The organism is Actinomadura livida (assembly GCF_014648675.1).
GTDB classification, from domain to species: domain Bacteria; phylum Actinomycetota; class Actinomycetes; order Streptosporangiales; family Streptosporangiaceae; genus Spirillospora; species Spirillospora livida.
Map to the genome: position 1 here is coordinate 463,130 of NZ_BMRO01000001.1, position 19,845 is coordinate 482,974.

Annotated in this window: 18 protein-coding genes; 13 read left to right on the forward strand and 5 right to left on the reverse strand. The window is 74.9% G+C overall.

The window, feature by feature from the left end; all coding sequences use genetic code 11:
• The first annotated feature begins 5 nt into the window (after positions 1-5).
• From lanL to IEZ03_RS02000, 6 genes are all read left to right on the forward strand, one after another.
• Entirely contained in the window at positions 6-2,852 is a 2,847-nt protein-coding gene (gene lanL / locus IEZ03_RS01975) for a class IV lanthionine synthetase LanL (protein ID WP_189241145.1), read from the forward strand.
• A complete protein-coding gene (locus IEZ03_RS01980) occupies positions 2,849-4,753 on the forward strand; it encodes an alpha/beta hydrolase family protein (RefSeq protein ID WP_184882666.1) in 1,905 nt (634 codons plus the stop codon). The genes lanL and IEZ03_RS01980 overlap by 4 nt, the downstream gene beginning before the upstream one ends.
• Positions 4,754-4,759: 6 nt before the next feature.
• Positions 4,760-4,915 carry a VenA family class IV lanthipeptide gene (locus IEZ03_RS01985; protein ID WP_165966204.1) on the forward strand — a complete coding sequence of 52 codons (156 nt, stop codon included), beginning with the start codon at positions 4,760-4,762 and terminating at the stop codon, positions 4,913-4,915.
• A 146-nt stretch (positions 4,916-5,061) separates the two neighbouring features.
• On the forward strand, positions 5,062-6,900 hold the full coding sequence (locus IEZ03_RS01990) for an ABC transporter ATP-binding protein (RefSeq protein ID WP_184882664.1): 1,839 nt from the start codon (positions 5,062-5,064) through the stop codon (positions 6,898-6,900).
• Positions 6,897-8,618 carry an ATP-binding cassette domain-containing protein gene (locus IEZ03_RS01995; RefSeq protein ID WP_184882662.1) on the forward strand — a complete coding sequence of 574 codons (1,722 nt, stop codon included), beginning with the start codon at positions 6,897-6,899 and terminating at the stop codon, positions 8,616-8,618. Before IEZ03_RS01990 ends, IEZ03_RS01995 begins: the two co-directional genes overlap by 4 nt.
• Before the next feature lie 101 nt (positions 8,619-8,719).
• Positions 8,720-9,520: a hypothetical protein gene (locus IEZ03_RS02000; RefSeq protein ID WP_184882660.1), complete on the forward strand. Its 801-nt coding sequence runs from the start codon at positions 8,720-8,722 to the stop codon at positions 9,518-9,520.
• 27 nt (positions 9,521-9,547) lie between these two features.
• On the opposite strand, the gene IEZ03_RS02005 is transcribed toward IEZ03_RS02000, so the two are convergent.
• Positions 9,548-10,189: a hypothetical protein gene (locus IEZ03_RS02005; protein ID WP_184882658.1), complete on the reverse strand. Its 642-nt coding sequence runs from the start codon at positions 10,187-10,189 to the stop codon at positions 9,548-9,550.
• 68 nt (positions 10,190-10,257) lie between these two features.
• On the opposite strand from IEZ03_RS02005, the gene IEZ03_RS02010 reads away from it, so the two are divergent.
• Positions 10,258-10,845, forward strand: coding sequence for a TetR/AcrR family transcriptional regulator (locus IEZ03_RS02010; protein WP_184882656.1), 588 nt, complete (start codon positions 10,258-10,260; stop codon positions 10,843-10,845).
• Between the two features lie 215 nt (positions 10,846-11,060).
• Positions 11,061-11,438, forward strand: a complete 378-nt coding sequence (locus IEZ03_RS02015) for a peptidase inhibitor family I36 protein (protein ID WP_184882654.1) — start codon at positions 11,061-11,063, stop codon at positions 11,436-11,438.
• A gap of 48 nt (positions 11,439-11,486) precedes the next feature.
• Here IEZ03_RS02015 and IEZ03_RS02020 read toward each other — a convergent pair whose 3' ends face one another.
• Positions 11,487-11,867 (reverse strand): VOC family protein, encoded by a 381-nt coding sequence (locus IEZ03_RS02020; RefSeq protein ID WP_184882652.1) that lies wholly within the window; start codon positions 11,865-11,867, stop codon positions 11,487-11,489.
• Between the two features lie 32 nt (positions 11,868-11,899).
• On the reverse strand, positions 11,900-12,892 hold the full coding sequence (locus IEZ03_RS02025; protein WP_184882650.1) for an oxygenase MpaB family protein: 993 nt from the start codon (positions 12,890-12,892) through the stop codon (positions 11,900-11,902).
• 85 nt (positions 12,893-12,977) lie between these two features.
• On the opposite strand from IEZ03_RS02025, the gene IEZ03_RS02030 reads away from it, so the two are divergent.
• On the forward strand, positions 12,978-13,595 hold the full coding sequence (locus tag IEZ03_RS02030; protein ID WP_184882648.1) for a TetR/AcrR family transcriptional regulator: 618 nt from the start codon (positions 12,978-12,980) through the stop codon (positions 13,593-13,595).
• On the opposite strand, the gene IEZ03_RS02035 is transcribed toward IEZ03_RS02030, so the two are convergent.
• A complete protein-coding gene (locus tag IEZ03_RS02035; RefSeq protein WP_184882646.1) occupies positions 13,592-14,563 on the reverse strand; it encodes an alpha/beta hydrolase in 972 nt (323 codons plus the stop codon). The two genes, IEZ03_RS02030 and IEZ03_RS02035, sit on opposite strands and share 4 nt — an antisense overlap.
• Before the next feature lie 68 nt (positions 14,564-14,631).
• Entirely contained in the window at positions 14,632-15,195 is a 564-nt protein-coding gene (locus IEZ03_RS02040; protein WP_184882644.1) for a DUF1349 domain-containing protein, read from the reverse strand.
• A gap of 190 nt (positions 15,196-15,385) precedes the next feature.
• Here IEZ03_RS02040 and IEZ03_RS02045 point away from each other — a divergent pair, with 190 nt between their 5' ends.
• The 4 genes from IEZ03_RS02045 to IEZ03_RS02060 all read left to right on the forward strand — a co-directional run bounded on the left by IEZ03_RS02045 (position 15,386) and on the right by IEZ03_RS02060 (position 19,843).
• Positions 15,386-16,243 carry a phosphatase PAP2 family protein gene (locus IEZ03_RS02045; protein ID WP_221480628.1) on the forward strand — a complete coding sequence of 286 codons (858 nt, stop codon included), beginning with the start codon at positions 15,386-15,388 and terminating at the stop codon, positions 16,241-16,243.
• A 307-nt stretch (positions 16,244-16,550) separates the two neighbouring features.
• Complete coding sequence (locus IEZ03_RS02050; RefSeq protein WP_184882641.1) at positions 16,551-17,879, forward strand: bifunctional o-acetylhomoserine/o-acetylserine sulfhydrylase; 1,329 nt, start codon at positions 16,551-16,553, stop codon at positions 17,877-17,879.
• 23 nt (positions 17,880-17,902) lie between these two features.
• Positions 17,903-19,030: a homoserine O-acetyltransferase MetX gene (metX, locus tag IEZ03_RS02055; protein WP_229807977.1), complete on the forward strand. Its 1,128-nt coding sequence runs from the start codon at positions 17,903-17,905 to the stop codon at positions 19,028-19,030.
• Positions 19,031-19,081: 51 nt separating this feature from the next.
• Positions 19,082-19,843: a creatininase family protein gene (locus IEZ03_RS02060; RefSeq protein WP_184882639.1), complete on the forward strand. Its 762-nt coding sequence runs from the start codon at positions 19,082-19,084 to the stop codon at positions 19,841-19,843.
• Positions 19,844-19,845: the final 2 nt, after the last annotated feature.

Consider the following 19,845-nt stretch of genomic DNA (forward strand, 5'->3'; position numbering starts at 1 on the left):
ACACCATGGCTGACTTCAATTTCAGCGTCTTTTCCCGGGCCGCGGCCGCGGCCGGGGAGAGCGGCGACACCCGCCTGGCCGACGTCCTCGACCGGGCGGTCGCCGCGGCGCGAGACGGTGGGCGGGACGGCGGGCGGGCCGGTGCGCGCTGGACGGTGCGCCGGGACGCCATGTGGTGCCACGTGCTCCCCGAAGGAGTCGAATGCCCAGCTCAGGGCTGGAAGCTGCACGTCTCCGCCACCCCGGCGTCGGCCGAGGAGGTGCTCGCCCGCTCGCTCGCGGTGCTCCTCGCCGCCGGCTCCGCGTTCAAGTTCGCCGCCGCCCACGACCAGGTGGCGGCGCTCAACGCCCGCAACACCTCCCGCGGCCATTCCGGAAAGTTCATCACCGTCTACCCGGTGAGCGATGAGGAGGCCGTCCGGCTGGCGCTGGAACTGCACCGGGCGACGGCCGGCCTGCCCGGCCCGCGCATTCTGTCCGACCGCCCCTACGCACCGGGCAGTCTCGTCCATTACCGTTACGGCGCCTTCACCGAAGAGCGGCGGATAACCAACGACGGCTTCTACACATGGATGATTCTCGACCCGGACGGCAACCCGGTCGAAGACCAGCGCATCGGAAGATACACGCCTCCCTCCTGGGTCAGCTGCCCCTTTCCGGATCATCGGGCGGCCGACTCCGGCCACAGCGGAAAGGGAACCGGCGACGCGAACGGAAACGGCGCCGACGCCAACCAGAACGAGCTTCTGATCGGGACGCGTTTCACCGTCCGGGAGGCGATCCGCCACACCAACAAAGGCGGTGTCTACCGTGCCCTCGACACCGAGACGGGCGACCCGGTCGTCCTCAAGGAGGCCCGCCCGCACGTGGCCGCCGACGAGGACGGGAACGACGCCCGCGACCTCCTGCGCGCCGAGGCCCGCGCGCTCGAGGCGGTCGAGCACCTGGGGCTGGCGCCGCGCCCGGTCCGGCTGTTCACCCAGAGCGGCCACCTGTTCCTGGCGGAGGAGCTGATCCCGGGCACCACCCTCGGGAAGTGGACGGCGGATCTGCTCGGCGACCGCGGCTGGGGCCCGCACCTGGCCCCCGCGCTGGAGATGGCCGTCCGGCTCACCGACCTGATGATCCGGGCGCACGGCGCCGGGCTCGTCGTGCGCGACTTCACCCCGAACAACATCATGGTCCGCCCGGACGGCGCGCCCATCCTGATCGACCTGGAGCTGGCCGTCGCCCCGGGCTCCCCGGACGCCGTCCCGCTGCGCGCCGGCACCCCGGGCTATGCGGCGCCCGAGCAGATGGACGGCGCGGCCCCCGACCCCGCGGCGGACCGGTTCGCGCTCGGCGCGACGCTCTGCCACGTGCTCACCGGCGGCCCGCCCTACCTCCTGGACGAGCGGCCCGTGGCGCGGCCGCCGGCCGAACGGCTCACGGAGCTGCTGACCGCGCGCACCCAGGGCCTCGACCTGCCCGCCCCGCTGATCCCGCTGCTGCTCGGGCTGATGGCCGGCGACCCCCGGAGCCGCTGGAGCCCCGACCGGGCGCGTGCGGAACTCGCGGCGGCGTCGTCCGGCGACGCGGGCGCCCCGCGGCCGGCCCCGGCCGCCGGCCCGCGGCTCCGCTCCGGGTGGCTGCGCGAGCAGAACCGGGAGGTCGTGACCGGCATCACCGAGCACCTCCTCGCCGCCATGGACCCCGAGGCCGAGGGCTCGCTGTGGCCCGCGTCCTGCGTCCACGGGGCGCCCGACCCCTGCAGCCTGCAGCACGGCGCCGCGGGCCCGCTGGGCGCGCTGACCCGCTGCTACGACCTCACCGGCGACCGCCGTCTCCCGGAGGCGATCGCCCGCGCGGGCCGGTGGATCCTCACCCGGCTGGACGACGGGACGGCCCGCCCCGCCGGGCTCTACTTCGGCACGGCGGGCGCGGCCTGGGCGGTGCTGGACGCGGGCCTCGCGACGGACGACGGCGAGCTCGTCGACGGCGCCCTCGCGCTGGCCGACCGGCTCCCGGCCGCGGCCGACGCCCCCGACATCACCCACGGGACGGCCGGCATCGGGCTCACCGCCCTGCACCTGTGGACCCTCACCGGGCACGCCCGCTACGCCGAGCGGGCGGCGGCCGCCGCCGACGCGCTGGCCGCCTCGGTGGAGGACCGGTCCGGCCGGCTCTCCTGGAGCACCCCGGCCCAGCACGAATCGAAGCTCGCCGGGCGGCGGTACTACGGGTTCGCGCACGGCGTCGCCGGCGTCGGCTACTTCCTGACCGCGTGCGCGCGGGCGACCGGCCGCGCCGACCACCTCGCGCTGGCCGCCGCCGTCGGGGAGGACCTGCTGGAGGAGGCGACCGTCACGGGCCGGTCCGCGATGTGGGGGGCCGGTCCCGGCGACGCGCCGACGGCGCCGTACTGGTGCCACGGCGCGGCCGGGATCGGGGGCTTCCTCGTGCGGCTGGGCGACGCCACCGGCGACGCGCGCTTCACCCGGGGCGCCGAGCAGGCCGCGCAGGCGGTGCTGGACCACCGCTGGCGCGCGCCCCTCGGGCAGTGCCACGGGCTCGCCGGCAACGGGGACTTCCTGCTCGACATGGCCGCGTTCACCGGCGACGGGCGGTACCGGGACGCCGCCTGGCGGCTCGCCCGGACCATCGTCGCCAACCGGGCGAACCGCGACGGGCGATCGGTGTTCCCCGACGAGTTCGGGCAGGTCTCGGTGACGTGGGGCGACGGGATGAGCGGAATCCTGGCCTTCCTGCAGCGGACGTCGCACGGCACGCCTCGGCTGTGGACGGCTGACGTCCCGGACGGCCTGGCCGGAAGCGCGGCGGTCACGGGCGCCGGCGCGGAGCGGGTGTCATGAGCGCCCCCGTCCGCGAACCCGTCGCGCGGGACGTGCCGCCGGTGCCGAGCCGGTTCGGGTTCGCCTTCGCCGAGGAGGGCGGCTGGGCGGCCTGCCTGCGCGCCGTCGAGGACGAGGTGACGCTGGAGAGATGGGACCTCACTCGGCCCGTCCCGTCCCGGAGCACGCTCACCGGCGAGGAGGCGGGAGGCGTCGGCGGCCTCGACCGGCGGTGCGGCGTGCTGCCGCTGGACGACGGCCGCGTCCTGATCCTGCGCCCCGCGACCGGCGGCGACGGTGCGACGGCCGGGCACGGGACCGTGCTCGCCGCGGAGCCGTCCGGCCCGGGCCTGCGGATCACCCGCTCGTGGCCGGTCCCGGTCATGGCGGCCGGCTTCCTGCTGGCCGCCCCGGCGCCCGAGGGCACCGTGGTGCTCGTCACCGCGGAGGACGAGCGGCACTCCCGGATCTGGTGGCTGCGCTGGGCCTCCCCGGCCCTCGAACCGATCGTCCGGATCCCCGGCGTGCTGTCCGGCGGCGTCTGGCTCGACGGCGGACGCACCCTCGCCCTCGACCACGCCTCCGCCCAGCACCGCACCGCCGGCATCCGCGTCGACCTGCGCGACGGCACGTGGCGCCGCCTCTGGTCGGTCTCCGACACCACCACCGACCGGATCGCCGCCTACAGCCCCCGCTCCGGCGTCCTGGCCGTCACCACGACGTCGCCGGGCGCCCAGCCGCCCGGCACCGCGCAGACCGGGCTGCGGTTCCCCGGCGGCGGGCCGGTGCGGTTCCCCGACGCCCTCAACCGGTCCGAGCGTCCGCGGGCGCCGCTGGCCTTCGACGACGCCGGGGAGAACCTGCTCGTCCGGGAGACGCGGGGCGCCGTGGAAGGCCTCGCGGTCTACGCGCCCGGATGGGAGCGCGTCACCGCGGTCCCCGGACCGCCGGGAATGCTGTGGCCGCCCGCCTGCTGGGCGCGGGACGGCCGGATCCACCTGCGCTTCGCCGCCCCGGACCGGCCGCCCACCCTGGCCACGGTCCCGCATCCGCCCGCCGCGGGCTGGTGGCTGGCTCCAGACGACCTCGGGGCAGGCGGTTCCAGCACGAGCGCGGATTGGGCGGGCGCGGAAGCGGTCGAGCTGCCCGGCCCGGCGGGGCCGGTCGAGACGATCGTCTACGGCGGCCCCGGCTGGCGGCGGGCGCCCCGCCTGGTGCTCGCCCTGCACGGCGGCCCCCTGGCGGCCTGGCGGCTGGAGTTCGAGCCCCTCTTCCAGCACCTCGCCGCGGCCGGCGTCGCCGTGGCCGCGCCGAATTACCGGGGCAGCACCGGCTACGGCGAGCGGCACCTGCGGCCCGTCATCGGCGACTGGGGCGGCCCCGACCTCGACGACGTCGTCCACCTGGCCCGGGAGATCGCACGCGACCGCGACGCCGCCGGCCTGCCGCGCCCGGTCGTGCTCGGCGGCAGCTACGGCGCCTTCCTCGCGCTGCTGGCGGCGTGCCACGCCCCGGGCCTGTGGTCGGGGTGCGCCGCGCTGGCGCCGTTCACCTCCGCCGCGAGCCTGCACGGCAGCGCGCCCGGCACCGTACGGGACCGCGTGTCGCGGCTGAGCCGGTGCGACGCGCCCGGCGGGCCGGAGACCGGACGGGACGTCCTGCGCGCCTGCGCCGGCCTCGCCGCGCCGCTGCTGCTCGTCCACGGCACCCGGGACGAGGTCATCCCGGTGGCGCAGTCCAGGGCACTGCGCGCCCGCCTACTCGAACTCGGCAGGACCGAAGGAGTCGACTTCGACTACCTGGAGGCCGACGGCGACCACAACGGGGTCGTCCAGGCATGGCCCCCGGTCCTGCGTGAAGCGGTGGTCCGCTTCTGCCTCACGGCGGAGCGGGCCTACGTATCGGACCAGGAAAGGAGGTGAAAACACATGAACACGTTCGACGGTGACGTCGTGGCCGCTCTGCAGGAGCTGCCCGAGACCGACCCCATCGAGATCGAGGGGATCGCGCTCGGCGGGACGTGCGCGTGCGTCGGCCTGCTCACGCTGCTGAACACGGTGTGCGTCGGCATCTCGTGCATCTGACACCGCACATCCCATGCGGAATCCGGGACCCCTGAATGACCCCGGCCCGCAGAACCCCGGTCACGGGCCGGCCATGAGCCGGTCCGTGACCGGACCCATCGACAAGTGTAGATGACGCACCGCGACGACGGACGGAGCCGACGAGGGTGGTCCGGACACCGACGGAACCGGGCGCGGCCGGTGGCCTGGACGGAACCGGAGGCGCGCCCGAAGCCGCACCCGCAGACGGGCCCGGCCCCCTGCCCGGCGGGCCGGCGGCGTCCGCCGCGCTGCGCGCCGCGGGAAGGCGGCGGCTGCGCGAGGCCATGCGCCGGTTCCGGCTGCGGATGTGCGCGCTGGCGGTGCTCACGGCCGTCCGCGTCGCCGCGACCCTCGCCACGCCGGTCATGCTCGCCGGGGCCGTCGACGCCGCCCGCACCCAGGAGGGCCTCGGCACGGCCACGGCGCGGCTCGCGCTCGTCCTCGCCCTGGCGGCCCTCGCCGACGCCGGGGAGGACGTGCTCGGCGCCTACTGCGGCAGCGACATCACCGCATGGCTGCGGCACCGGCTGCTCGGCCGGGTGCTGGCGCTGGGGACGCAGGGGCGGCACCGCTTCCCCACCGGGGACGTGCTGTCCAGGCTCACCGAGAGCGCCTCGGGCCCCGCGGCCTTCCCCGTCCTGCTGCTGACGGCCGCGGCCGCGCTGGTGACCACGGCGGGCGCGCTGACCGCGCTCGCCCTGATCGACTGGTGGCTCGCCGTCGCGTTCGCGGCCGGGATCCCGCCGATGATCGTGGCGCTGCGCGTCTTCGTCGTCCAGGCGACCGAGCCGTTCGCGCGCTACCAGCGCTGCCAGGCGGCGATCGCGACCCGCCTGCTCGACGCCCGGCAGGGGATCCGCACTATCCGGGCGAGCGGCACGGCCGCGGCCGAGGTCCGGCGCATTCTCGAACCCCTGCCGGACCTTCGCCGGGCCGGTCACGAGACCTGGGCGGCGCAGGGACGGGTGAGCCGGCGTCTCGCCCTGCTGGCCCCCCTCACCCAGGTGCTGGTGGTCGGCACCGCCGGGATCCGGCTGGCCACCGGCGACATCACCACCGGCCAGCTCGTGGCGAGCGTCGCCTACGCCGCCATGGCCACCGCCTCGGCGTCGCTCTTCGACACCTTCGTCGCGCTGCTCAACTGCCAGGTCGGGGCCGGGCGGGTCGACGAGGTCCTGGCGGCCGCCCCGGCGGTGCGGCCGCCCGCCCGGCCGGTGCCGCTGCCGGACGGCCCCGGGCGGCTCCGGCTGAAGGGCGTCACCGTGCGGATCGGCGGCCGCGCCGTCCTGGACGGGCTCGACCTCGACGTGCCGCCCGGCGCCACCGTCGCGGTCGTCGGCGCCTCGGGGACGGGGAAGAGCGTGCTGGTGTCGACGGTCGGGCGGCTCCTCGATCCCGACGAGGGGGTCGTCGAACTCGACGGCGTCCCCGTCACCGCGGTCCCCCTGCCGCAGGTGCGGCGCGCCGTCGCCTACGCCTTCGAACGTCCCGCGCTGCTCGGCGCCACCGTGCACGACACCATCGCCTACGCGCGTCCCGAGTCGACCCGCGGCGAGGTGCGCGACGCCGCCCGGACCGCCGCCGCCGACGGCTTCATCCGGGCGCTGCCGGACGGATACGACACCCCGCTCACCGACGCGCCGCTCTCCGGCGGCGAACTCCAGCGCCTCGGCCTGGCCCGCGCCGCGCTCACCCGGGCCCGGATCGTGGTCCTGGACGACGCCACCAGCAGCCTCGACACCGCCACGGAGCTGAAGGTGACCCGGGCGCTCCAGCGGATCCTGGCCGGCCGCACCAGCCTGGTGGTCGCCCGCCGCCCCGCCACCGCCGCCCGCGCCGACCTCGTCGCCTGGCTGGACGCCGGCCGGGTGCGGGCCCTCGCCGCCCACGCGGACCTGTGGCCCGATCCCGCCTACCGGGCGGTGTTCTCCGCGTCCGCGGCCGGAGCGGCGGCGGGCGCATGACCGCCCCGCCCGCCGCCCGGCTGCTGCACCGCCACCTTCACGGGCGGTGGCCGGCCGTGCGGCGCCTCGCCGCCTGGTCCGCCCTCGAATCGCTCCCGGCGTTCGCGTCCGGTCTCCTCCTCGCGCGGGCCGTCGACCAGGGATTCCTCGCCGGGCGGCCGCTCATCGGTCTCGGCTGGCTCGGCGCCCTCGCCGTCCTGTACGTCGCCGGGGCGGTCGGGACCGGCCGGATCTACCCGTGGCTCGCCGCCACCGTGGAGCCGCTGCGCGACTCCCTGGTGAAGGAGGTCGTCACCGCCTCCCTGGACCGGATGGCCGACCGGGCGCCGGGCGCCGGGGGCGCGGGCGTGTCCCAGGTGACCGAGCAGGCCGAGGCCGTCCGGGTGCTGCTCGGCACCGCGCTGCGCAACGTCCGCCAGCTGCTGTCGGCCGGTGTCGCCGCGCTGCTCGGCCTGGCCCTGCTCTCGCCGCCGCTGGCCCTGGTCATCTGCCTGTCGGTGGCGCTCGCCCTCGCGGTGTTCGCGGCGTGCGTCGGCCTGCAGATCCGCCGCTACCGGGCCGTCGTCCGGGAGGCGGAGCGGATCGGCGAGAGCGCCGCCGCGGTCGTCGGCGGCGTCCGGGACGTCGTCGCCTGCGCGGCGGAGGACCGCGCCGCCCGCGCCGTCGGGGAGGTGATCGACGCCCAGGCCGCGGCGCTGCGCGCGTACGCCCGCACCCGCCTGGTCCGCCTGCCGGTGCTCGCCCTGGGCGTGCACGTGCCGCTGATCGCCCTGCTGCTGCTGTCCCCCTACCTGACCGAGCAGCACGGGCTCACGCCGGGGCAGATCGCGGGCGCGGCGGGCTACCTGGTCGCCGGGCTCCAGCCGGGCATCACCGTCCTCGTCGACGCGGGCGGCACCCTGCTGCTCAGCCTCGCCGTGATCCTCGGCCGGCTCGCCGAGACCTGCGCCGGCCCCGCCACCGACTTCCCCGTCCCGGCCGCCGCACCCGCCGTCGCCGCGTCCTTCGACATCGAGGCCGAGGGCGTCACCTTCGCCTACTCCCCGCACGCCGACCCCGTCCTGCGGGACCTGTCCCTGCGCGTCCCGGAGGGCACGCACCTGGCGGTGGTCGGCCCCAGCGGCGCCGGGAAGTCGACCCTCGCCAACCTCCTCACCGGCCTCCTCCCGCCGCAGCGGGGCAGCGTGACGCTCGGCGGCGTCCCCCTGCCCCGACTCGGCCAAGAACGGCTGCGGTCGGCGGTCGCGCTCATCCCGCAGGAGAGCTACGTCTTCGCCGCGACGCTGCGCGAGAACCTCGCGTACCTGCGCCCGGGGGCCACCACCGCGCAGCTCGACGAGACCGTGCGCGCCGTCGGGCTCACCGAGACCGTCGAGCGCCTCGGCGGATACGACGCCGGCATCCCGCCGGGCGGCGGCGACCTCTCCCACGGGGAACGCCAGCTCATCACCCTGGCCCGCGCGCACCTGTCCCCCGCCCCGGTCATCGTCCTGGACGAGGCGACCAGCCACCTGCACCCCGCCGCCGAGGCCCGCGCCGAACGGGCCCTGGCCGCCCGCGGCAGAACGCTCATCGTCATCGCGCACCGCATGACGTCCGCCGAACGCGCCGGAAAGGTCCTCCTCCTGGACGGCCCCACTCCCCTCCTCGGCACCCACGAGACCCTCCAGGCCCGCAGTCGCCTCTACGCGGACCTGGTGGGCCACTGGCATACCTGACCTCCCGGGAGAAACGCCGTGGAACCATGGGAGCCCGGCCCCCGTCCACTCCGTCAGGACAGGCGGCCGCGCAGCACGGCGGTATCTGGACGGGAGTCCCCGTGGACCGTAGGACCGAGCATGTCCCGAGGCGATGGCGGCAGGCGGCGGCGGACCTCGCGACCCGGGCGTTCCGGGCCGCCTCCGGGCCGGGGGCCGGCGGGCGGCACGCGGTGCTCCCGTTCATCGCCGGTCCGCTCGGCGGACGCCTGGCCCCGCTCGCGGACGCCGACGGCGGGGTGGTCGGCGAAGCGCTGCGCGTCCACTACTCCGTGCGCGGCGAACGGCTCGACGTCGCCAAGACGCCCTTCTCGTTCACCTACCGCCCGGTCTCGGCCGACCCGCCCGGCGACGGTGACCTGCTGGTCGACCTCGGCTTCGCCGACCTGCGGCCGGGAGACGACATCGTCGCCTACGCCGTACCGGATCTTCCCCAGGAGCAACGCGTCGGCCTGGCGCGCGTCACCCGGGCGCCGAGCGGCACCGATCCGCTCGCGTTCGAGCTCCTGGACGGCTCGGTTCCGGCCCGCTGCCGGGTCCGCCTCCTGCGCGACGGCGTCGTCCGCGCCGACGGCCGGTGGTTCGGCGTGCCGGTCGCCGAGGGCGCCCACCAGCGGGAATTCGATCGGGCCGTCCCCGGCGACCTCCTGGAGGCGTACCGGCGGGACGGCGACGATCGTTCGAGCGGCGTCCCGCGGAGCCCCGGCGCACCTGGCCGATCCGCGGTCGGGCCGCGAGGGCGCAGCGGCTCGCGCGCACCGCGCACGGGCGGTACCTGCGGCCCGGCGACCTCGACGAGCAGTCCCGGAGCCTGCTCCTGCGCGCACAGACCGCCGTGGCGGCCGTCCAGCGACCCGGCCTGAGACGTCCCGTCCCGTCGGTCGATGCGGTCAGGCGGTGCGGCGGCGGCGCACGGCCCAGACGAGCAGGGCCGTTCCGGCGACCAGGGTGACGACCGCGGCGGGCGGCAGGATGCCGAACCGCAAGGCGATCGAGGCGTGCGCGTCCACGCCCGGCCGGCCGTCCAGGCGCATCACCACGACGGACCACGCGCCACCGGTCTTGCCCCACCTGAGGGTCCGCGTACCGGTGCCCGAGGAACTCGCCACCCAGAACGACTGCCGGGACGGCGCCGCGGCCTCGGGCGTCCCCGGCAGCCGCCGGAAGACCGGCGCGAACGGGCTGAGGTCGGCCGACACGAACTCCTCGTGCGCCACCCCGCGCAGATAGCCCTCGACCCGCGCCTTCGGCCCCACCCCCACGAACAGCGGCACGCGGGGATCGGCCGGCCGGACCACGATCTCGACCTCGGCGAGTTCCCCGGCATCGGGCATCGGGTCTCCGGCGCGGGCCGTCTCCGCACCCACCTCGATCTCGTCGGTCTTGAGCGCCGCGGTGGACGTGGTGAAGCGCCGCTCCCCGGTTCCGAAGGCGCCGCCGGAGGCGGCCTGCACGGCCCCCGCCGCGGCGAGCCCGGAACCGGCGAGCAGGAGCGGAACCGCGATGAGGACGCCGGGCAGGCCACGCTTCATGATGGATCCCTTTTTAGTACGACCGTGCTACAACCTTCAAAGTAACACAGTCGTGCTATAAAAGCCGCATGCCGAAGGTGGTGGATCCGGCCAGGCGCCGGCGGGAAGTGGTCACGGCCGTGTGGCGGGTCATCCGTCGGGACGGGCTGGACCGGGCCTCGGTGCGCAACGTCGCACGCGAGGCCGGCCTGTCGACGGGATCGCTGCGGCACTACTTCGCCACGCAGCCCGAACTGCTGGCGTTCACCCTCCGCACGATCATCGAGCGGATCGAGGAGCGGATAGCCGCGGCCCTGCCGGCGGACGGCGACCCTCGCGAGCGCGCCGTCCGCGTCCTGCACGAGCTCCTCCCCATGGACGCCGAACGCGCCGCCGAGAACCAGGTCTGGCTGGCCTTCACCGCCCGCGCGCTCGTCAGCCCGGAACTGCGCGCCCTGTGCGAAGAGGCCCATGAGGCCCTGCGCTCGGGCTGCCGCACCGTGGTCGAGTCCCTGGCCCCGGACGCCGACACCGAACTGGAGACCGACCGCCTGCACGCGCTGGTGGACGGCCTGGCCGTCCACGCCGCCCTGCACCCCCGGACCACCACCCCGGCCCGTATGAGCACCGCCCTGGCCGCCCACCTCGACGACCTCCGCACACGAGGCGGCCACTGACCGATCCGGCAGTGGTCGTCGGGGAATGGCCGGAGCCGCTGCCGGCACGAACGCTGATCAGTGATGAAGCCGGTCTGAGGCAGGTCTGAAGTCGGCGGCTGCCTTACTGATCAGGACCCGGCTGGGCGGCGGGGCCACCGGAACTCCTCGGCCGGCCGTCCGGCCCCGGACCGCCGTCGATGCCAATCGACAGGACAGCTCAAAGGGGAAGAAAGATGTCAAGGCGTACCATCGTGACCACGGCCGCATCGGCGCTCATCGGCGCGGGGCTGCTGGTCGCCGCACCCGCCGCCGCGGCCGAGCCGAATCCGCCCGACTGCGCGAAGGGCTACTTCTGCCTGTACTCCTCGTACGATCAGACCGGCGGGCTCGTGCTGAAGAGAGCGGGCAACTGGACCGGCAGCGTCAGGGCCGGCTCGATCTTCAACAACGGCGTCCCGTATCCGAACGCCGACCACATCCAGGTCTACTGGTCCCTCGGGGACTACAGCAACACGACCTGCCTCCACTACAACCCCGGCCCCGGCGCGTACAAGCGCGACTTCCTGCCGGGCACGGTCGTGACCAAGGTGGTCTGGCGCGGCGAATGCTGATGCACCGCGCTCAGGCGTCATAGAGGCGCGAGGTCCGTTGATGCGGGGTCAGGGCCAGGTTCGGGCGTTGGCGGCGAAGGTTTCGGGGTCGCTGTGGATCGGGACCACGCAGAACAGGTGGCCGCCTGGGGCGCGGAGGGTGTGGGCGTCCTTCCACCTGGACACCGGTTCCGCGCCCAGGGCCGTCAGGCGGGCGACCTCCGCCTCCAGGTCGTCGGTCTCGATGTCGACGTGGTAGCGCGGGGGGCCGTCGACCGACTGGACGACGGTGAACAGATCCGGGACGGCGCGGTTCAGGACGGTGAACTGCTCCTCGCCCGGAGCGGGGAAGGTCGTGGCGCCCAGGGCGGCGGACCAGAAGTCCGCCGCCCTGGCGGCTTCGTCGGCGGGGGTGTCGATCAGGATCCCGACCAGTCGGCTGCGATGCATGGCGGCAGAGTAGCCGGGCTCCGGGGAGGCGGTCAGGCCGTGGCTTCGATCTCCTCGCGGGTGAGGATCGGGTCCGGGGCCGTGGGGGCGGTCGAGATGAACGGGTTCGCCTTCTTGCCGGCGGCGCGCTTCTGGGCCTGGCGGTACTCCTTGAGGGGACCGGTGGCCTCGTGGAGGGCGTTGAGGGCGAACCAGAGGGACGTGCGGCGCAGGCGGAGCTTGACCGGGTTGGGCGGCTGGTAGAGGGCCAGCCGCTGCGCCCACTTCGGCAGCATGTCGCGGGCCGCCCAGTCCATGAACTCGCTGCCGGGCTCCCATGCCTTGGCCTTGCTGTCGCGCAGGTTGGGGCCGGTCTGAGCCGCCTTGATGGGGGTGAGCGCCAGGCGCGGCAGGTACGACTCAAGGCATTCGGCGGTCTCGGCCTTGGTGGTGGGCAGGTCGGTGCCGCCCAGGGCCTCGCCCACGCGGACGAACTCGCGGTAGTAGCGGTCGATGTCGTGCAGCGGGCGGCGGTGGTAGCGCTCGTGGGCGGTGGCCAGGCCCCACACGACGGTGGCGTAGTTCCAGCGCAGCCATTCGGGGTCGTCGGCGTCGTAGGCGAGGCCGTCGGGGCGGGTGCCCTTGACCGTGTGGTGCATGGCGCGGACGGTGCGCGCCAGCTTCTCCGCGCTCGCGGTGGAGCCGTAGGCGGTGCCGATGAAGAACGAGATGGAGTGCGCGAGGCGCACCGCGCCGCCTTCGGGGTCGAAGTTGCCGGTCGGGACGCCGTCGACGCGCTCGGCGAGGCGGGAGTGGTCGTAGCCCATCCAGCTGATGCTCGGGTCGAGGCCCTCGATGTAGGCGGCGCTGACCAGGCCCAGGATCAAGGTGGGCAGGTGCGAGTGGACGTACCAGACCGCGCTGCCGGGCCCGAACCAGCCGGGGTCGCCCGCCGGGCCGGCGAAGTCGAGGCCCTTGAAGAACCTGGAGCGAATCTCGGCGTCGAAGGACTGCTCGAACCGCTTGGCGATCGGGTTGGTCTTCATCCGGGGTCTCCCACTTTCTGGCTACGACTGTAGCCAGAATAAGTGATTGGTTACGCGCGTGTCCAGACTTGCTATCGTGAGCGCCATGGCGAGCGTGTCCACCCGATGGGCCGGGGTCCCCGTGGCCCGGCGGAAGGACGAGCGGCGCGAGATGCTCGTCCGGGCGGCGTTCGCGCTGTTCGGAGAGCAGGGTGAGGCCGGGCTCACGGTGCGCGCGGTGTGCCGCGAGGCCGAACTGCACACCCGGTACTTCTACGAGAACTTCACCGGGACCGACGAGCTGCTCGCCGCCGTCTACGACGAGCAGGCGGCCGCGCTGGGGGACGTCCTCGCCCGCGCCCTGGACGAGGCGGGCCCCGATCCGGAGGCGCGGACGCGGGCCGGCGTCCGCAACGTCCTCCGGTTCATCAGCGAGGACCCGCGGCGGGGGCGCGTGCTGTTCGCCGAGGCGCGCGGCAACGAGGTCCTGGCCGTGCGGCGGAGGGCGGCGCAGACCGGCCTGCTGGACGGTCTCATCGCGATGGGCCCCGGGCCGGAGCTGCCCGTCGTCATCGCCGCGACCATGTTCACCGGCGCCATGACCGAGCTGGCGCAGCAGTGGGCGGACGGGCGCCTGGGCCGAGACCTCGACGCCGTCGTGGACCAGGCCGTGGAGCTGTCACTGGCCCTGCACGCGACGACCAGGAAGCGCCTGCCCGGCTAGGCGGCCTGCCGGCGGGCGGAGGCGCCGGCGGCCCGGCGGGCGAAGGCGCCGATCTCCTTGATCGCGGCGAGGCCCTCCCGGGAGACGTCGGCGAAGATCTGGAAGACGTGCATCTGCCCTTCCCAGATCTGCAGCGTGCACGGCACGTCCGCGGCGCCGAGCCGCTCGGCCATCAGTTCGGCGTCGGCGCGGATCACCTCGATCGAGCCGGCCTGGATGAGGGTGGGCGGCAGGCCGCCGAGGTCGGCGTGCACGGGGCTCAGCCACGGGTCGGTGTACTCGGCGTCCGGGAAGCAGGTGCGGACCATGTCCCACATGCGCGGCGCCGGGATGAACGGATCGAGCGCCGCGTTGGCGTGCGCGATCTTAACGTCGATGTCCAGGTCGGTGAAGGGCGACAGGGCGACGATGCCGGCGGGGCGGGGCAGCCCGTCGCGCAGCGCGTACAGCGGTGCCATGAAGGCGAGGTAGCCGCCCGCCGAGTCGCCGCCGACCACGATGTCGTCCGCGTCGTACCCCTTGTCGAGCAGCCACCGGTAGGCGTCCACGCAGTCGGCGATGGACGTGGCGATGGGGACGCGGGGCTGCATGCGGTAGGCGACCGACAGCACCGGCATGCCCGCCGCCTGCGAGATCCGGGCGAGCATCCGGCGGTGGGTGCGCAGGCCGCAGGCGACGAACCCGCCGCCGTGGAAGTAGAGGACGGCCTTGCCCGACCCGGCGGGCACGCCGCGGCCGCGGACCCATTCTGCGGCGCAGCCGAGCCCCTTCACCTTCGTGACGCGGGTGCCGCGCGGGGGGACCATGAGCGCCGCGCCGAGGTCGAGCAGCGGGGCGAAGCGCAGCGTGAACGGCGTCCACGGCAGCCGGGCGACGAGCGGGCGCAGGACCCACCGGGACACCCGCGCTGCCGCCTTGGCGGGCCACCCGCATCCCGCGCGCTCCTCCACCGTCGGTGTGATCGGCATCCGCCGCCCCTCTCGCCAGTCGAATCCGCGGCGAGAGAGTACTACCAAGTAAGCGCTCAGGTACAGGGTCAGGCGTGCAGAGCCTCGTCCGGGGGGCCGACCGACACCCGGGTGAAGCGGACGGTGAGGCCGTCGCGCTCGGGGGCGCAGCAGTACGGACCGGCCGCCGCCGGGACGCCCGCCGGGAACGGCGCCAGCCGGATCAGGTGCCACGGGTCGTCGCCGGCGCGGGCCCGGATCGTCACGGCGTCGCCGCTGCGGCTGGCCCGGAGGGTCACCTCGCGGCCCGCCCAGGGGACGGGCGCGGACGACCAGTCCGAGACGCCGTTGGTGACGACGGCGCCGAGCTGGAGTTCCCCGTCGCAGTACTCGGCGCCCGTCTTGATCCAGGTGGCCTCGTCCACGCGGAGCAGGATGCCGGCCTGGTCGAACTGGTGGTCGTAGTCCGCGACGAAGGACACCTCGACGGCGGCCTCGGGGCCGAGCGGCGACAGCAGCGCGTGGCCGCTGTCGCGGTCGTAGCCGTAGGCGGTCGTCCGCCAGAAGTCGCTGCCCTTGGCGGCGGTGACGAGGAGGTCGGATCCGTCGCGGTCGGCGGCGGGGGGCGGGTTGAGCCAGTCGCCTGTGATCATGGCTGGAATCTACGGGAGGGGGTGGGGCTGGCTCCACCCCCCTTTCGGGGCTTTCCCCCCGCCGATCGGGTGGCTGGGGCCAGTGCCCGGAAGGTGTCGTACCCGAAGGATGTTATTGGCGGGAACGACGGGTGATCGGGGAGGACGAGCGGTGGCGATCGGCGGGTTGAGCGTTTCCATCAACCGGGGCGTGCGGTACGGATTGCGGCCGCTGGCCACCGAGATGGGGCTGCTGGCGGTCCTCTTCGCGTTCTACAAGTGGGGGCGGACGCTTTTCGACCACGGCCCCGCCGAGGCGATGGCGAACGCGGCGCGGCTGTGGGAGTTCCAGGCGGCCTGGCTGCCGAGCGAGGTGGAATTGCAGCAGTGGGCGCTGGGATGGGAGCACACCGCGTTCCTGGCGAACGTCTATTACGTGGGCATGCACTTTCCCGGAACGGCACTGCTATTGGTCTGGCTTTATGTGCGGCACCGGTCGTCCTATACCAGGGTGAGGAACGAGCTGGTGGTGCTGACCGGCGCGGGGCTGGTCGTGCACGTGCTGTTCCCGCTGGCGCCGCCGCGGCTGGCCGGCATCGGCGCCGTGGACACGATGATGACCGTCGGCCCGTCCGCGTATCCGGCGGCGACGGACGGGATCGCCAACCAGTACGCGGCGATGCCGTCGCTGCACGTCGGGTGGGCGCTCCTCGTCGCGGTCGCGGTGGTGCGGGCGTCGCGGAGCCGGTGGCGGTGGGTCGTCGCGATGCACGCGCCGGTCACGGTGCTCGTGGTGGTCGTGACGGCCAACCACTACTGGACGGACGGCCTCGTCGCGGGCGTCCTGCTTGCGGGTGCGATGGCGGCGGTCACGGCCGCCGAGCGGGTGCGGCGCGGCGAGGCACCGCGCGCGGCACGGGCGGCGGGGGCGGCCCGGCCGGCGGGAACGGCGGGGCTCGTTCCGGCCGCCGGGGACGGGTGCGCCGACCGCCTCCGCGGAGCCGCCGCGGGCCGCGGGGACCGCCTCGGCGCGGAGGCCCCCGCTCGCGATGATCTTGTGACGGTCTGAGGGACCGTCCAAATTTGGACGGTCTGTGATGCACATTACCCACAAACAGGGCCGTGACCAGGATAAACTGCGTCAATGACTTTGCTTGTGGCCCGCCGTCACGTTGACTACGGGCGCGTCACCAGCACCAGCTGTTGCCGCGCGATCTCCTGACGCCGCCCGCCGCGGCGCCCGCCGGCGACCCGGCCGCGTCCGCGCACGGCGACGTCCCTCCCGGCCCCGCCCCCCGCGCCCGCCGCATCCCCGCACGAGCACGCCGGTCCCGCACGATCCCGCCCAGCCCGGCCCGTACAGCCCGAGGAGACCCATGAGTGAGCACGCCGAGAACGCCCCCTCCGCCGAGTCCGGCTGGTCGTTCGAGACCAGGCAGGTGCACGCCGGCACCCAGCCCGACCCGGCCACCGGGGCGCGGGCCGTGCCGATCTACCAGACGACCTCCTTCGTCTTCCGCGACACCGAGCACGCCTCGAACCTGTTCTCGCTCGCCGAGGCCGGCAACATCTACACCCGCATCATGAACCCGACCCAGGACGCCTTCGAGCAGCGCGTCGCCGCGCTGGAGGGCGGGGTCGGCGCCCTCGCGGTCTCCTCGGGGCAGGCCGCGGAGTCGATGGCGATCTGGAACCTGGCGCGCGCCGGCGACCACATCGTCTCCGCCTCCACGATCTACGGCGGGACGCACAACCTGTTCCGGCACACGCTGCCGAAGTTCGGCATCGAGGTCTCCCTCGTGGAGGACCCCGACGACCTCGACGCCTGGCGGGCGGCGATCCGGCCGAACACCAAGGCGGTGTTCGCCGAGAGCATCGGCAACCCGCGCGGCAACGTCCTGGACATCCGCGGCGTCGCCGACGTCGCGCACGAGGCGGGCGTCCCGCTGATCATCGACAACACGGTCGCGACCCCGTACCTGGTGCGCCCGCTGGAGCACGGCGCCGACATCGTGGTGCACTCGGCGACCAAGTTCCTCGGCGGGCACGGCACCACCATCGCGGGCATCGTGGTCGACGGCGGCACGTTCGACTTCGGCGCGCACCCCGAGCGGTTCCCCGACTTCAACGAGCCCGACCCGAGCTACAACGGCCTGCGCTACTGGCCGGCGCTGGGCCCCGGCGCCTACGGCATCAAGATGCGGGTGCAGCTGCTGCGCGACCTCGGCCCCGCCATCTCCCCGCACTCGGCGTTCCTGCTGCTGCAGGGCGTGGAGACGCTCAGCCTGCGGATGGAGCGCCACTCGTCCAACGCGAAGGAGCTGGCCGAGTGGCTGGAGCGGCACGACGACGTGTCGGCCGTCCACTACCCGGGGCTGCAGTCCAGCCCGTGGCATGAGGCCGCCCAGCGCTACCTGCCGCAGGGCACGGGCGCCATGGTGAGCTTCGAGCTGCCCGGCGGCATCGAGGCGGGACGTCGCTTCGTGGAGGGCGTCCAGCTGTTCAGCCACCTCGCCAACATCGGCGACGTGCGCAGCCTGATCATCCACCCGGCGTCCACCACGCACAGCCAGCTGACGCCCGAGGAGCACGCCGCGGCCGGCGTCACCCCCGGGCTGGTGCGGCTCTCGGTCGGCATCGAGAACGTCAGCGACCTGAAGGCCGACCTGGAGGCCGGGTTCCGCGCGGCGAAGGGCGCGCTCTGACCGCCGATCCCGAGACCGCGCCGATCTCCCTCCCGCCGGTCTCCGGGGCCTGGCGGGAGGGGGATCCGACCGGCCGGCGGCGCTGGGTGACGCTCGACCGGCCGCTTCCGCTGGAGATCGGCGGTGTCCTGCCCGGGGTCCGGCTCGCTTACGAGACGTGGGGGCGGCTCGCCCCCGACGCATCCAACGCCGTGCTGGTGCTGCACGCGCTGACCGGGGACAGCCACGTCGCCGGTCCCGCCGAGCCGGGGCACCCCACGCCCGGATGGTGGGACGGGCTGGTCGGGCCGGGACGCCCCCTGGACACCGACCGCTGGTTCGTCGTCGTCCCCAACGTGCTCGGCGGCTGCCAGGGCAGTACCGGGCCGTCCTCGCCCCGGCCGGACGGAAGGCCCTGGGGAGGGGCGTTCCCCTTCCTGACGCAGCGCGACATGGTGACCGCCGAGGCGCAGCTCGCCGACGCGCTGGGAATCGAGCGGTGGGCGCTGGTGACCGGCGGGTCGATGGGCGGGATGCGGGCGCTGGAGTGGGCGGTGTCGTATCCGGAGCGGGTCGGGGCGCTGCTGCTGCTCGCCACCGCGGCCGCGGCGAGCGCAGAGCAGATCGCCATGGCCGCGGTGCAGCTGCACGCGATCCGCGCCGACCCGGGCTGGCGCGGCGGCGACTACCACGGCGCCGCGCCGGGGCACGGGCCGCACGCCGGGCTGGGCACCGCCCGCCGGCTCGCGCACATCACCTACCGCAGCGAGCCGGAGCTGCAGGCCCGCTTCGGCCGCCGCGCGCAGGACGGCGAGGACCCCCTGCGGTCCGGCCGCTACCAGGTGGAGTCCTACCTCGACCACCACGCCGACAAGCTGGTGCGGCGCTTCGACGCGGGCAGCTACGTGGTGCTCACCGAGGCGATGAACGGCCACGACGCCGGCCGCGGCCGGGGCGGCACGGCCGCGGCGCTGCGCCGGGTGACGGCCCGGACGCTGGTGGCCGGCGTCGACTCCGACCGGCTCTACCCGCTGGCGCAGCAGGCCGAGCTGGCCGCCGGGATCCCGGGCGCCGACCGCCTGCGGGTGATCGAGTCTCCCAGCGGCCACGACGGATTCCTCACCGAGCCCGCCCAGGTCGGCGCGCTCGTGCGGGGACTGCTCGACGGCTGAGGCCGCCGCCCCCGGGTACGGCGGCGCCGGCGGTACGGCAGAGTTGGGGCCATGTTGCCGACGCACACGAGTTCCGAGGTTCCGGACGTCCCGGTGGCGGTGCTGCCGGTCGGGAGCCACGAGCAGCACGGCCCCTTCCTGCCGCTCGCGACCGACACGGTGATCGCGTGCACGGTCGCGCGGGAGATCGCCGCGGCGCACCCGGTGCGGCTGCTCCCGCCCGTGACGATCTCCTGCTCGCACGAGCACGCGGCCTGGCCGGGGACGGTGAGCATCTCGGCGGCGACCCTGCACGCCGTGGTCCGCGACGTGGCCGCGTCGCTGCGCCGGTCGGGGGTGCCGAAGCTGGTCCTGGTGAACGGGCACGGCGGCAACTACGTGCTGGGCAACGTCGTCCAGGAGGCGCACGGCGACATGGCGCTGTTCCCCGGCCCGGACGAGTGGGCCGAGGCGCGCGCCGCGGCGGGTGTCGAGACCTCCAACGACGACGACATGCACGCCGGCGAGCTGGAGACCTCGATCCTTCTGCACGCCCACCCGGAACTCGTCCGCGACGGGTACCGGACCGCCGACCACCTGGCCGGAGACCGGCGGCACCTGCTGACGGCGGGGATGGCCGCCTACACCGCGTCGGGCGTCATCGGGCGGCCGTCACTGGCCGACGCCGGCAAGGGCCGGGACGCGCTGCGGAGCCTGGTCGCGGCCTTCGGGGACTGCCTCGCGGCGCTTCAGCAGCAGGGCGGCGGCGCCCGGCAGGCACGCGACGAACGTGAGCACCCCGTACACGACGGAGACGGTCAGTCCCTGCGCTGACC

Excerpts from the sequence above, each read along its gene's own strand:
- lanL (WP_189241145.1), top strand. The coding sequence starts at position 6 with ATGGCTGACTTCAATTTCAGCGTCTTTTCCCGGGCCGCGGCCGCGGCC.
- IEZ03_RS01980 (WP_184882666.1), top strand. The coding sequence starts at position 2,849 with ATGAGCGCCCCCGTCCGCGAACCCGTCGCGCGGGACGTGCCGCCGGTG.
- IEZ03_RS01985 (WP_165966204.1), top strand. The coding sequence starts at position 4,760 with ATGAACACGTTCGACGGTGACGTCGTGGCCGCTCTGCAGGAGCTGCCC.
- IEZ03_RS01995 (WP_184882662.1), top strand. The coding sequence starts at position 6,897 with ATGACCGCCCCGCCCGCCGCCCGGCTGCTGCACCGCCACCTTCACGGG.
- IEZ03_RS02005 (WP_184882658.1), bottom strand. The coding sequence starts at position 10,189 with ATGAAGCGTGGCCTGCCCGGCGTCCTCATCGCGGTTCCGCTCCTGCTC.
- IEZ03_RS02010 (WP_184882656.1), top strand. The coding sequence starts at position 10,258 with ATGCCGAAGGTGGTGGATCCGGCCAGGCGCCGGCGGGAAGTGGTCACG.
- IEZ03_RS02015 (WP_184882654.1), top strand. The coding sequence starts at position 11,061 with ATGTCAAGGCGTACCATCGTGACCACGGCCGCATCGGCGCTCATCGGC.
- IEZ03_RS02020 (WP_184882652.1), bottom strand. The coding sequence starts at position 11,867 with ATGCATCGCAGCCGACTGGTCGGGATCCTGATCGACACCCCCGCCGAC.
- IEZ03_RS02025 (WP_184882650.1), bottom strand. The coding sequence starts at position 12,892 with ATGAAGACCAACCCGATCGCCAAGCGGTTCGAGCAGTCCTTCGACGCC.
- IEZ03_RS02030 (WP_184882648.1), top strand. The coding sequence starts at position 12,978 with ATGGCGAGCGTGTCCACCCGATGGGCCGGGGTCCCCGTGGCCCGGCGG.
- IEZ03_RS02035 (WP_184882646.1), bottom strand. The coding sequence starts at position 14,563 with ATGCCGATCACACCGACGGTGGAGGAGCGCGCGGGATGCGGGTGGCCC.
- IEZ03_RS02040 (WP_184882644.1), bottom strand. The coding sequence starts at position 15,195 with ATGATCACAGGCGACTGGCTCAACCCGCCCCCCGCCGCCGACCGCGAC.
- IEZ03_RS02050 (WP_184882641.1), top strand. The coding sequence starts at position 16,551 with ATGAGTGAGCACGCCGAGAACGCCCCCTCCGCCGAGTCCGGCTGGTCG.
- IEZ03_RS02060 (WP_184882639.1), top strand. The coding sequence starts at position 19,082 with ATGTTGCCGACGCACACGAGTTCCGAGGTTCCGGACGTCCCGGTGGCG.